The organism is Cupriavidus campinensis (assembly GCF_905397395.1).
Taxonomy (GTDB): domain Bacteria; phylum Pseudomonadota; class Gammaproteobacteria; order Burkholderiales; family Burkholderiaceae; genus Cupriavidus; species Cupriavidus campinensis.
Genome location: NZ_CAJPVH010000018.1, coordinates 41,647 through 53,893, shown reverse-complemented (window position 1 = coordinate 53,893; position 12,247 = coordinate 41,647). Strand labels below are relative to the sequence as shown.

General features: G+C 68.3%; 12 protein-coding genes. 7 read left to right on the top strand and 5 right to left on the bottom strand.

Features of this window, described 5'->3' with window-relative positions; genetic code table 11:
* Nucleotides 1-114: 114 nt before the first annotated feature.
* Nucleotides 115-864 (top strand): metalloprotease LoiP, encoded by a 750-nt coding sequence (loiP, locus tag KHO18_RS12875; protein WP_144195340.1) that lies wholly within the window; start codon nt 115-117, stop codon nt 862-864.
* A 20-nt stretch (nt 865-884) separates the two neighbouring features.
* Here loiP and KHO18_RS12870 read toward each other — a convergent pair whose 3' ends face one another.
* Nucleotides 885-1,808 carry a LysR family transcriptional regulator gene (locus tag KHO18_RS12870; RefSeq protein WP_144195342.1) on the bottom strand — a complete coding sequence of 308 codons (924 nt, stop codon included), beginning with the start codon at nt 1,806-1,808 and terminating at the stop codon, nt 885-887.
* A gap of 109 nt (nt 1,809-1,917) precedes the next feature.
* On the opposite strand from KHO18_RS12870, the gene KHO18_RS12865 reads away from it, so the two are divergent.
* Nucleotides 1,918-2,346 (top strand): VOC family protein, encoded by a 429-nt coding sequence (locus KHO18_RS12865; RefSeq protein ID WP_144195344.1) that lies wholly within the window; start codon nt 1,918-1,920, stop codon nt 2,344-2,346.
* A 1-nt stretch (nt 2,347) separates the two neighbouring features.
* On the opposite strand, the gene KHO18_RS12860 is transcribed toward KHO18_RS12865, so the two are convergent.
* The 3 genes from KHO18_RS12860 to KHO18_RS12850 are packed head-to-tail and all read right to left on the bottom strand — an operon-like array spanning nt 2,348 to nt 4,994.
* Nucleotides 2,348-3,001, bottom strand: coding sequence for a DUF3299 domain-containing protein (locus KHO18_RS12860; protein WP_144195346.1), 654 nt, complete (start codon nt 2,999-3,001; stop codon nt 2,348-2,350).
* Between the two features lie 5 nt (nt 3,002-3,006).
* On the bottom strand, nt 3,007-4,281 hold the full coding sequence (locus KHO18_RS12855; RefSeq protein WP_211943314.1) for an ABC transporter permease: 1,275 nt from the start codon (nt 4,279-4,281) through the stop codon (nt 3,007-3,009).
* A complete protein-coding gene (locus tag KHO18_RS12850) occupies nt 4,278-4,994 on the bottom strand; it encodes an ABC transporter ATP-binding protein (protein ID WP_211943313.1) in 717 nt (238 codons plus the stop codon). Before KHO18_RS12850 ends, KHO18_RS12855 begins: the two co-directional genes overlap by 4 nt.
* A gap of 145 nt (nt 4,995-5,139) precedes the next feature.
* Between KHO18_RS12850 and KHO18_RS12845 the strand changes: the two genes are divergently transcribed.
* On the top strand, nt 5,140-6,639 hold the full coding sequence (locus KHO18_RS12845; protein WP_211943312.1) for a SulP family inorganic anion transporter: 1,500 nt from the start codon (nt 5,140-5,142) through the stop codon (nt 6,637-6,639).
* A gap of 9 nt (nt 6,640-6,648) precedes the next feature.
* Here KHO18_RS12845 and KHO18_RS12840 read toward each other — a convergent pair whose 3' ends face one another.
* Nucleotides 6,649-7,653 carry a LacI family DNA-binding transcriptional regulator gene (locus KHO18_RS12840; protein WP_211943311.1) on the bottom strand — a complete coding sequence of 335 codons (1,005 nt, stop codon included), beginning with the start codon at nt 7,651-7,653 and terminating at the stop codon, nt 6,649-6,651.
* A gap of 193 nt (nt 7,654-7,846) precedes the next feature.
* Here KHO18_RS12840 and KHO18_RS12835 point away from each other — a divergent pair, with 193 nt between their 5' ends.
* From KHO18_RS12835 to napA, 4 genes are all read left to right on the top strand, one after another.
* The gene (locus KHO18_RS12835; RefSeq protein ID WP_211943310.1) at nt 7,847-8,977 is read left to right on the top strand and encodes an L-talarate/galactarate dehydratase; all 1,131 of its coding nucleotides are present in this window, start codon (nt 7,847-7,849) and stop codon (nt 8,975-8,977) included.
* Nucleotides 8,978-9,120: 143 nt separating this feature from the next.
* On the top strand, nt 9,121-9,279 hold the full coding sequence (gene napE, locus KHO18_RS12830; RefSeq protein WP_144195360.1) for a periplasmic nitrate reductase, NapE protein: 159 nt from the start codon (nt 9,121-9,123) through the stop codon (nt 9,277-9,279).
* An 86-nt stretch (nt 9,280-9,365) separates the two neighbouring features.
* Nucleotides 9,366-9,773: a chaperone NapD gene (locus tag KHO18_RS12825; protein WP_144195362.1), complete on the top strand. Its 408-nt coding sequence runs from the start codon at nt 9,366-9,368 to the stop codon at nt 9,771-9,773.
* Nucleotides 9,745-12,240: a periplasmic nitrate reductase subunit alpha gene (napA, locus tag KHO18_RS12820; RefSeq protein WP_144195364.1), complete on the top strand. Its 2,496-nt coding sequence runs from the start codon at nt 9,745-9,747 to the stop codon at nt 12,238-12,240. The genes KHO18_RS12825 and napA overlap by 29 nt, the downstream gene beginning before the upstream one ends.
* Nucleotides 12,241-12,247 lie beyond the last annotated feature (7 nt).

Genomic DNA, 12,247 nt, shown 5'->3' with positions numbered 1-12,247 from the left:
TTTAGCCGGCGCGCGGAAACACGGCGGACCTTGATCTGGATGCGGGTTCGCCCGCGATGAAGTGGCATAGCCTCCCATTCCCGGGAAACTCCCGCCACTACCTCGCGAACCGCTATGAAAGGCTTTCTCGTACTTCCGCTGCTCACCACCGCCCTGCTTGCCGGTTGCGCCGGCACCGATGTCAACAGCCTGGTGACCGCCGGCACCTCGCTGGCGCAGGCCGCCACCCTGACCGACGCGGATGTGAAATCGCTCTCGGACCAGGCCTGTGCCGAGGCCGACCAGACCAACAAGACCGCCGGCTCGCGCACCAACTACGCCAGGCGCCTCACCAAGATCATGGGCGGGCTGAAGAACAGCGACGTGCCCAATCTCAACGTACGGGTGTACCTGACCAAGGACGTCAATGCCTGGGCCATGGCCAACGGCTGCGTGCGCGTCTACAGCGGCCTGATGGACATGATGACGGACGACGAGGTCCGCGGCGTGCTGGGCCACGAACTCGGCCACGTGGCGCTGGGGCACAGCAAGAAGGCCATGCAGGTAGCCTACACGGCCACCGCCGCGCGCAGCATGGCCGGCGCCGCCAACGGCGCGGTGGCCGCGCTGTCTTCCTCCCAACTGGGCGAACTCGGCGAAAAGCTGGTCAACGCACAGTTCTCGCAGGCGCAGGAAACGGCTGCCGACGACTTCGCCTTCGACCTGCTGACCAAGAACAAGGCCAACACCAAGGCGCTGGTCACCGCGTTCGAGAAGCTGGCCAAGCTCGATGGCGGCAAGTCGAGCATGTTCGGCTCGCACCCCGGCTCGGAAGCGCGCGCCAAGCATATCGAGGACCGCATCAGCAAGGTCGCCTCGAAGTAAGACTGGTACGAAACGGGGGCCTAGGGCGTGGCGATGCCGCGCAACCGGGCCTCCAGCGGGGCGAGCCGCTCGCGCAGCAGTGCCTGCAACTGGCGCACCGCCGGCGAGAACTGCTTGCGATGCGGGCAGATCAGGCTGAGCGGCGCGCTCTCCCCCGGCTGGCCGGGCAACACCACCTCCAGCGTGCCCGCCTCCACATCCGCGCAGACATCGAGCCACGACTTATAGGCGATGCCCTGCCCCGCCACGGCCCAGCGGCGCGCGACATCGGCATCGTCGCAGATCATCGCCCCGTTCACCGCCACCTGCCGGCGCTTGCCCTCCACCGGAAACACCCATTTGTCATAGATGCGCCCGCCCAGCAGGTACAGCACGCAGCGGTGGCGCGACAGGTCGTCCAGGTTCGCCGGCCGCCCCTGTGCAGCCAGATAGCCGGGCGATGCGACCAGCACGCGGCGGTTCTCCGGCGCCAGCGGCAGGGCCACATAGCTCGCGTCCTCGGCCAGTCCGTAGCGGATGGCCACATCGACCGGTTCCCGGAACACGTCGCTGACACGGTCCGAGAGCAGCAGCCGCAGCGACAGGCGCGGATGGCTCGCGCAGAACGCCGTGATCCACGGCAGCAGCACGTTGCGGCCGACATCGGACGGCGCCGACACCTGCAAGATCCCGCTCAGATCCCCTTCCTCGCTCCGCGAGCGCTCATGCCCCTCGTGCAGCAGCGCGAGCACATCGGTGGCATACGGCAGGTATCGCTCGCCCTCGGCGGTCAGCCGCAGGCTGCGCGTGGAGCGCACGAACAGGCGCAGGTCCAGTTCCCGCTCCAGCCGCTGGATGGCGGCGCTGACCTGCCCGGGCGGCAGATCGGCCTCGCGCGCGGCGCTGGAAAAGCTGCCGAGCGCGGCACTGCGGACAAACAGGTTCAGGTCCTCGAGTCTGAGCATCGGATCATTGTGGTTTGGGGCGCGGGCGTGCGGAAAGCGCATTCTGCCGCATCTCCGCCGAGGGGGAGGGATCGGCGGTAAGCTGTCGCACCGAAAACGGAGACAGCCCATGAAACCCTACATCACCCTGATCACGCTGGGCGTGGACGATCTGGAGCGCTCGCTGCGCTTCTACCGCGACGGCCTGGGCCTGCCGACCGCCGGCATTATCGGACAGGAGTTCGAGCATGGCGCCGCCGTGTTCATCGACCTGCAGGGCGGGACCAAGCTGGCACTGTTCGCGCGCGAGAATCTCGCCCGCGAGGCCGGCCTGCCGGTGGCGCCGCCCAGCGCCACCGAATTCTCGATGGCCCACAACGTGCGCAGCGAAGCCGAGGTCGATGCGGTGATGGCGGAGGCGAAACAGGCCGGCGCCACCATCGTCAAGCCCGCCCAGAAAACCTTCTGGGGCGGCTATGCCGGCCATTTCCAGGACCCGGACGGCCACCTCTGGGAGGTGGCGTACAACGTCAACCTGTTGCCGCCGGACGGGATGTAGCCTAGCGGGCCGGCTGCGCGGGCTGATACGGTTCGAGCCGCGCGTCGTGCATCGCGTAGCCGGCGTCGCCCATCATGGTTTCGGCGCGCTCCACGCGCATCACGCCGCTGATCCAGACTGTATCCATCGTGCGCAGGCCCTCCAGCGGCTTGGCCGCGCGCACGTGCACGACCTGGTTCGACGGCGGGGGCGGCACGTGGATGCAGGCGCCGAAGTACGGCACGAGCAGGAATTCCCGGATCGCCTCGCCCTCCCCGTCCAGCGACACCACGAAGCCGGGCAGCCGCACCGCCTCGCCGTCGAGCGCGGTCTCGATGGGCGCGTCGCGCCAGAACTGCCGCGCTTTCTCCAGGGCGGCCTGCGCACGCGGGTCGCCATCCTCCATCTCCTGCAGCGGCAGCCCCTTGAACGGCGCCATCGGGTCCCAGCCCTTGGGCAGCAGGGCCTGCCAGTCGATTTCGCGGTAGCTACCGGCGGCCGGCGCGGCGGGCGATGGGGTCAGCGTCTGGCCCACCGTGTAGCGCTGGTCGGACTTGGCCTGATCGGCGGACGGCCACGCCAGCCAGCGCACCAGTCCGGCGATGCAGACGATGCAGACAACGGCGGCGATGGCCAGGAGGGGCGCCGACAGGCGCAGCTTGGAAGGTAGCTTCATGGATATCAGGTATGTGGCGTCAGCCCATCGCTCAGGCTCAGGCGATAGGCGCGCCAGCCCGGCAACAACGAGGCGATGGCGCCGGCGGCAAGAATCGCCCCCAGCAGCGGCAGTTCACTCGGCCGGGGCCACGCCACCGGCAGCGCCACGCCAAGGCGGGCCTCCAGCCACGGCGCGCCGGCCAGCGACAGCCCGGTCAGCAGCAGGTAGCCGGCCAGCGTGCCGGCGAGCATCAGCACAAAGCCCTCGCTCGCGAGCAGGATCAACAGGTCGATGGGACGGGCGCCGACCGCCCGCAGGATGGCCAGTTCACGCCGCCGCTCGCCCAGCGCGGCCAGGATCGAAGAGACCAGCCCCGCCAGCCCGACCACCCCGATCAGCGCGGACATCCCCAGCAAGCTCTTCTCGCCCACGCCGACGATCTGCCACAGCGCATCAAGCGCCACGCCGGGCAGCACCGCCATCAGGGCCTCGTGCGGATCTTCGTCGATCTCGCGTTGCAGCGCGAACACGCGCGAGCGCAGCTTCAGGCCCACCAGCACGCCGGTGATGTGCGTGGGCGTCAGCTGGAACTTGCCGACCAGCGCCGGCGGAATCGACATGCCCGGCACCGGCGCGCCGGCCTGCCAGTCGAGGTGGATGGCTTCCATGCCATCGAGCCGGATATGGACCGTGCGATCGACCGGCGTGCCCGTCGGGGCCAGAATGCCGGTGACCACGAAGGGCTTGTCGGCATGGTCCGCATGATGGTCGTCGTCGCCATGCGCGGGCTCGCCGTGGCTCAGCACGATGCGGTCCCCCACCCGGTAGCCCAGCCGCCGCGCCACCTCCGCGCCCAGCACGGTCTCGAACACGGCCCCGAACGGCCGCCCGTCAGCCAGCGCCAGTGCGCGGCGGTCGCCGTAACGGAAGTGCCGGAAGTAGTCTTCCGAGGTGGCCAGCACCGGAAACCCGCGATGGGAATCGCCGAGCGAGACCGGGATGGTCCACGCCACGAGCGGATGGTCGGCAATGCGCTGGGCGCTGGCCCACGACATGCCGTGCGTCACGCCGCCCAGATGGAACACAGTGGAGAGCGTGAGCTGGACCGGGCTGGTGCGCGCCCCGACGATCAGGTCGGTGCCCGAGATCGCCTGCGCGAAGCCGGCGCGCACCTGATGGCGCAGCCGCTCCACGCCCAGCAGCAGCGCCGTCGACAGCGCAATCGCCACGATCATCAGCAGCAGGTTGTAGCGGCGGTTCCAGGCGCTGCGGGCCGCCATGCCGGTGAGCGTCATCATGCCGGCGCCGCGACAAAGCCGTGCGGCATGGCGAGATGGCGGTCGAAGCGCGGCATCAGGCGCGTGTCATGGCTGACGAACACCAGGCTCGCGCCCACCGCACGGCATTCGCGCTGGAGCAGGTCCATGAAGGCCGACTGGCGATCCGCGTCCAGCGCGGAGGTCGGCTCATCGGCCAGCACCAGCTCCGGCCGACCGAGCAGCGCCCGCGCGGCAGCCACGCGCTGCTGCTGGCCGACCGACAGCCGCGCCGCGGGCCGGTGCCACAGCGGCTCCGGCAGGTCCAGCCGCGCCAGCAGCATGCCCGCCGCCGCGGCCGGGCTGCCGCCCTGCGCCACGCTGCGCTGGCGCCGATGGGCCGAGAACTTGCACCCCAGCAGCACGTTGTCCAGCACGGAGAGGTAGGGCAGCAGGTTCAGCTGCTGGAAGATGATGCCGATGTGGTCGGCGCGAAAGCGGTCGCGCCGGGCGCCGGACAGCGCACTCAGATCCGTCCCATTCACCTCGATGCGGCCGTGCGCCGGGGTCAGCACGCCGGCCAGCAGGCCCAGCAGCGTGCTCTTGCCGCTGCCGCTGGCGCCGGAGACGAAGACGTGCTCGCCAGCGCTCACCTCGAAATGGTCCACCCGCAGGTCAGGGCCGTCCTGGCCCGGCCAGGCGAAGGCGATGTCGCGGAGCGCAGCCACGGGCTGCGCGGGGTCTGGGAGTGCCATGAGGTGCGTGGGACCAGCAAAGGAGTCGCCGATATTAACGCAACTCGGTTGCAATGGCGAGGCGCTTGAGCCGTCAACGATTAGCCGAATGCCCTTACAATGACGCGCCGCATCAATCCGCCCCATCCTCCGCTTCAAGCCCCCAATGTCTTTACATACCCTCCGCCAGGAATGGCTGTCGAATATCCGTGGCGACCTGCTCGCAGGCACCGTGGTCGCCCTGGCCCTGATTCCGGAAGCGCTCGCGTTTTCGCTGATCGCCGGCGTCGATCCGCAGGTCGGCCTGTACGCGGCCTTCGCCATTGCCGTGGTCACCGCCATCGTGGGCGGCCGGCCCGGCATGATTTCCGCCGCGACGGGCGCGGTGGCGCTGCTGATCACCTCGCTGGTCAAGGATCATGGCGTGCAATATGTGTTCGCCGCCGCGCTGCTGGCCGGCCTGTTCCAGATCGGCGCGGGCCTGCTCCGGCTGGGCGGGCTGATGCGCTTCGTGTCGCGCTCCGTGGTCACCGGCTTCGTCAACGCGCTGGCCATCCTGATCTTCCTGGCGCAGTTGCCGGAGCTGATCGGCGCGCCGCTGGCGGTCTACGCGCTGACGGCAGGCGGGCTGGCCATCATCTACCTGTTCCCGCGCCTGACCCGGGCGGTGCCGTCGCCGCTGGTCTGCATCGTGGTGATTTCGGTCATCGCGGCCCTGCTCGGGCTCGATGTCCGCACGGTGGGCGACATGGGCGCCTTCCCGGACCACCTGCCCAGCTTCGCCCTGCCAGCCGTGCCGTTCACGCTGGAGACGCTGCGCATCATCTTCCCGTACTCGGTGGCGATTGCCGTGGTCGGGCTGCTGGAGTCGCTGATGACGGCCGCCATCGTCGATGACTTCACCGACACGGCCAGCGACAAGAACAAGGAATGCCGGGGCCAGGGCATCGCCAATATCGTCGCCGGCGTGCTGGGCGGCATGCCCGGTTGCGCCATGATCGGCCAGTCCATCATCAACGTGAAGTCAGGCGGCCGGGGCCGGCTGTCCAGCTTCGTGGCCGGCGCGCTGCTGCTGGTGCTGGTGGTCTTCCTGGGGCCGTGGGTCAAGCAGATTCCGATGGCGGCGCTGGTGGCGGTGATGATCATGGTGTCGATCAGCACCTTCAGCTGGCGCTCGGTGCGCAACCTCGCCACCCATCCGAAAAGCTCGTCGGTGGTGATGGTAGCCACGGTCATCGTGGTGGTGGCCACGCACAACCTCGCGCTGGGGGTGCTGGTGGGCGTGCTGCTGAGCGCGGTCTTCTTTGCCGCCAAGGTGCGGCGTGTGCTGCACGTGGACGCCACGCTGGATCCTACGCTGGACCCCGACGGCCAGACCCGCCGCTATACGGTGCGCGGACAGGTGTTCTTTGCCTCGTCCGAGCAACTGGTGGCGGCGTTCGACTTCCGCGAACCGGTCAGCCAGGTGCGGCTGGACCTGTCCCACGCGCATTTCTGGGATATCACGGCGATCGAGGCGCTCGACCGCATCGTCCACAAGTTCCGCCGCAACGGCGTGGCGGTGGAGGTCACCGGCCTGAACCGGGCCAGCGTGACGATGGTGGAGCGCTTCGGCACGCATGACAAGGCCGGCGCCGGGGCCACGCCGCCAGAAGCGGCGCACTAGCACCGGCCCTTACGTGGTGCCCCGCTCGATGATGCGGAAGCCCACGTCGATCACCGGCTCCGGCACCGCCTCGCCCCGGAAGCGCGCCAGCAACTGCCGCGCGGCCAGTTCGCCGATCTGCGCGCCATCCACGTGGACGGTGGTCAGCGGCGGGTTCATATGCGCGGCGAAATCGGCGTCGCCGAAGCCGCAGATCGCCAGATCCTGCGGCATGCGCAGGCCGCGCGCGTGTGCTTCGATCATCACACCCTGCGCGAGCTGGTCGGAACTGCAATAGATCGCCTCGATGTGCGGGTCCTGCGCCAGCAGGTCGCCCAGCGCCCTGCGGCCGTATTCGAGGCTGCTTGGCGCGGGCACCACCACGGTCGGCACGTCGTGGCCCACGGTGGACAGGAAGCCCTCGCGCCGCACGGCGGCCCGCTGGTCGTCGCCGGTGGCAATGGCCAGCCGGCGCCGCCCCTGCCCCAGGAAGTAGCCGGCGATGGCGCTGCCCACCTTGAGGTGCGAGAAGCCCACCGCCATGTCCACAGGACGATCGCTCAAATCCCACGTTTCCACCACCGGAATGCCGGCGCGGCGCAACTGGTCGCGCGCGGTCTGCGAATGGATCAGGCCGGTGACCACGATGCCGTCCGTGCGGCGGCTGATCATCGTGGCGAGCAGCGCCTCCTCCCGTTTGTCCCGGGCATGGTCATAGCCCGTCTGGCCGAGAATCAGCTGGTAGCCGGCGGCGTCCAGCGCATCGGTCAGCGCCTTCACGGTCGGCAGGAACTGCTGCACGGCGATGTCCGGCACCAGCGCGGCCACCATCAGGCTCTTGCGGGACTTCAGCCCGCCGGCCAGCAGGTTCGGGATGTAGCCGGTCACCGCCACGGCCTCGCGCACGCGGGCGATGGTTGCCTCGGACACCATGCCCGGATTGCTCAGCGCGCGCGAGGCGGTAATCAGCGAGACGCCGGCCTGGCGGGCGACATCATGGAGCGTGACGGACTTGGATGCAGGGGCTTGGGGCATGCGGGCTCGGGCGGGTTTGAGCAGATTGGATGGGTTGACCCAGTTGTATGACAACGTTAGCATTCTACCGACGATTGCCTGAACTGGCGCCAGTTTGCGCCTGGAACCAAGATAACGTGGCCGATGCGACACATTTTAGCAAGGCTTTTTGCCTAAAAATGACAACGTTGTCATACCCCGAAAAGGAACCTGCATGTCTCCCGATTCGATCGCCTGGATTCGCCTTTCCTCCTGCTATCTGCCGCTCGCCACCCCGATCAGCGACGCCAAGGTGCTGACCGGCCGGCAGAAGCCGATGACCGAGGTGGCCATCCTGTTCGCCGAGATCCGCACCGCCGACGGCCACGCCGGGCTCGGCTTCAGCTATGCCAAGCGGGCCGGCGGCCCCGGCCAGTACGCCCACGCCTGCGAGATCGCCCCGGCCCTGCTGGGCGAGGACGCCAGCGACATCGCCCGGCTCTGGGACAAGCTCTGCTGGGCCGGCGCCTCGGTAGGACGCAGCGGGCTGTCCACGCAGGCCATCGGCGCCATCGACGTAGCGCTCTGGGACCTGAAGGCGAAGCGCGCCGGGCTCTCGCTGGCCAAGCTGCTGGGCGCCCACCGGGACGCCGTGCGCTGCTACAACACCTCGGGCGGCTTCCTGCACACCCCGCTGGACCAGCTCAAGGTCAACGCGGCGGCATCCGTCGAGCGCGGCATCGGCGGCATCAAGCTCAAGGTGGGCCAGCCAGACCGCGCCGAGGACCTGCGCCGCGTAGCCGCCGTGCGCGAGCACCTGGGCGATGCCGTGCCGCTGATGGTCGATGCCAACCAGCAGTGGGACCGCCCCACCGCGCAGCGCATGTGCCGCACCTTCGAGTCGTTCAACCTGGTCTGGATCGAGGAACCGCTGGACGCCTACGACCATGAGGGCCACGCCGCGCTGGCCACGCAGTTCGACACCCCGATCGCCACGGGCGAGATGCTGACCAGCGCCGCCGAGCACTGGGACCTGATCCGCCACCGCGCCGCTGACTACCTGATGCCGGACGCGCCGCGCGTGGGCGGCATCACGCCCTTCCTCAAGGTGATGGCGCTGGCTGACCACGCCGGGCTGATGATTGCGCCGCACTTCGCCATGGAGCTGCATGTGCACCTGGCGGCGGCGTATCCGCGCGAGCCGTGGGTCGAGCATTTCGACTGGCTCGAACCGCTGTTCAACGAAAGGCTGGAGATCCGCGACGGCCGCATCGTCGTGCCCACGCGCCCCGGCCTGGGTGTTTCCATCAGCGAGCAGGCCCGCGCCTGGACACGCGCGCAGGCAGCGTTCGGCAACGAGCCCTGAGGCTCGCCCCGGGGGCGGTCTCTGACGTATCAGTCCGCCTCCACACATCACGCCGTGCCATATTGGCCCAAAGCGCGCTTGACACCACCGGATGCGCTGCCTTAAATGATCCGGTCCCCACGAAATCCATGCCGGACTTTGCGATGGCTGTCGCCGACGATCCGCAGCGCAAGAAAGAAGAACTCCGGAGCTTCCTGTTCCTGACCGCCGTGATGGTGCCGGTGCTGTCCGTCATCATCGTGGCCGGGTACGGGTTCATCGTCTGGATGACCCAGCTCGTCAGCGGCCCGCCCACGCATTGATTGGCATGGATCGACGTCGCCCGTTGGGGTGACGCCTGCAGTTCCTGTAGCACTGAACGACGCGGCCTGCCGCCGCAAGGACAGTCATGCCAGGTACCACGCATTCCCCCCCCGAGCCGCCACGCCCCACGGCGCAGCCGGGAGAAGCCGGCTCACCGAGCAGCGAACCCGGCACCGACGGCGCCGACGGCGTTTTCGATGCGCAGCAGTGGCACATCGCCGGCGTGCTCGTGCACACCCAGCCGGCGAGCCTCGATGCCGTGCGCGGCGCCATCGCCGGTTTGGCCGGTGCCGAGATCCACGCCGCCAGCGACGCCGGCAAGCTCGTCGTCACGCTGGAAGCCCCCACCTCACGCGCCATCGCGGCGCATCTGACGTTCCTCCATCAGCTGGACGGCGTGCTGGCGGCCACCCTGGTCTACCAGCACAACGAGGATGCGTGCGACATGGACACGGAGATTGTCGATGAAAGTCACTCGCCGGGACTTTATTAAGCAGACCGCCGTGGCCGCCACCGCCTCGGTGGGCGGCATTCCGCTGGGCGCGGACGCGGCCAACTTCGTCACGGACAGCGACCTGACCCGCCTGAAATGGGACAAGGCGCCCTGCCGCTTCTGCGGCACCGGCTGCGGCGTGACCGTGGCGGTCAAGGAAAACAAGGTGGTGGCCACCCAGGGCGACCCGCTGTGCGAGGTCAACAAGGGCCTGAACTGCGTGAAGGGCTACTTCCTCTCCAAGATCATGTACGGGCAGGACCGGCTGACCAAGCCGCTGCTGCGCATGAAGAACGGCCAGTACGACAAGAATGGCGAGTTCCAGCCGGTGAGCTGGGACAAGGCGTTCGACGTGATGGCGGCCCAGTTCAAGCGCGTGCTGAAGGAGAAAGGCCCCACGGCGGTCGGCATGTTCGGCTCGGGCCAGTGGACGATCTGGGAGGGCTACGCGGCCTCCAAGCTGATGAAGGCCGGCTTCCGCACCAACAATATCGACCCGAACGCCCGGCACTGCATGGCCTCCGCCGTGGCCGGCTTCATGCGCACCTTCGGCATGGACGAGCCGATGGGCTGCTACGACGACATCGAAGTGGCCGACGCCTTCGTGCTCTGGGGCTCGAACATGGCCGAGATGCACCCGATCCTGTGGACCCGGGTAACGGACCGCCGCCTCTCCGCGCCCAAGACCCGCGTGGCGGTGCTGTCCACCTTCACCCACCGCTCCTATGAACTGGCCGACCTGCCGATCATCTTCACGCCGCAGACCGACCTGGCGATCCTGAACTACATCGCCCACTACATCATCACCAACAACAAGGTGAACAAGGACTTCGTCAACAAGCACACGGTGTTCAAGCAGGGCGTGACCGACATCGGCTACGGGCTGCGCCCGGACCACCCGCTGCAGAAGAAGGCCAAGAACGCGGCGGACCCCAACGCCGCCACGCCGATCTCGTTCGACGATTTCGCCAGGTTCGTGGCGAAGTACGACGTAGCCACCGTCAGCAAGCTCTCCGGCGTGCCGCGCGACAAGCTCGAACAGCTGGCCGCCCTCTACGCCGACCCCAACATCAAGGTGGTGTCGTTCTGGACCATGGGCTTCAACCAGCACACGCGCGGCAGCTGGGCCAACAACATGGTCTACAACATCCACCTGCTGACCGGCAAGATCGCCACGCCGGGCAACAGCCCGTTCTCGCTGACCGGCCAGCCCTCGGCCTGCGGCACCGCGCGCGAGGTGGGCACGTTCTCGCACCGGTTGCCGGCGGACATGCTGGTGGCCAACCCCAAGCACCGCGAGACCGCCGAACGGATCTGGAAGATCCCGGCTGGCACCATCCCCGAGAAGCCCGGCTACCACGCCGTGCTGCAGAACCGCATGCTCAAGGACGCCAAGCTCAACGCGTACTGGGTGCAGGTGAACAACAACATGCAGGCGGCGGCCAACCTGATGGAGGAAGGGCTGCCGGGCTACCGGAACCCGGAGAACTTCATCGTGGTCTCGGACGCCTACCCCACCGTGACCGCGCTCGCGGCGGACCTGATCCTGCCCGCCGCCATGTGGGTGGAGAAGGAAGGCGCCTACGGCAACGCCGAGCGGCGCACCCAGTTCTGGCATCAACTGGTCGATGCCCCCGGCGAGGCCCGCTCGGACCTGTGGCAGCTGGTGGAGTTCTCCAAGCGCTTCAAGATCGAGGAAGTCTGGCCGGCGGACCTGATCGCCAAGATGCCGGAGGTCAAGGGCAAGACGCTGTTCGATGTGCTCTACCGCAACGGCCAGGTGGACAAGTTCCCGCTCAAGGAAGTCAACCCGGCCTATCACAACGATGAGGCCAAGGCGTTCGGGTTCTACATCCAGAAAGGACTTTTTGAAGAATATGCGAGCTTCGGCCGGGGCCACGGCCACGACCTGGCCCCGTTCGATGCCTACCACGAGGCGCGCGGCCTGCGCTGGCCCGTGGTCAACGGCAAGGAGACCCTGTGGCGCTACCGCGAGGGCAGCGACCCTTATGTAAAGGCCGGCACCGGCTTCCAGTTCTACGGCAACCCGGATGGCCGCGCGGTCATCTTCGCCCTGCCCTACGAGCCCGCCGCCGAGTCGCCGGACAAGGAATACCCGTTCTGGCTGGCCACGGGCCGGGTGCTGGAGCACTGGCATTCCGGCTCGATGACCCGCCGCGTGCCGGAGCTGTACCGCGCCTTCCCGAACGCCGTGGTGTTCATGCATCCCGAGGATGCCAGGGCGATGGGGCTGCGGCGCGGCGTGGAGGTGGAGGTGGTGTCCCGGCGCGGGCGCATGCGCTCCCGGATCGAGACGCGCGGGCGCGACCAGCCGCCGCGCGGGCTGGTCTTCGTGCCGTGGTTCGACGCCAGCCAGCTGATCAACAAGGTGACGCTGGACGCCACCTGCCCAATCTCGCTCCAGACCGACTTCAAGAAGTGCGCGGTCAAGATCGTGAAGGTATAGGGGGCCA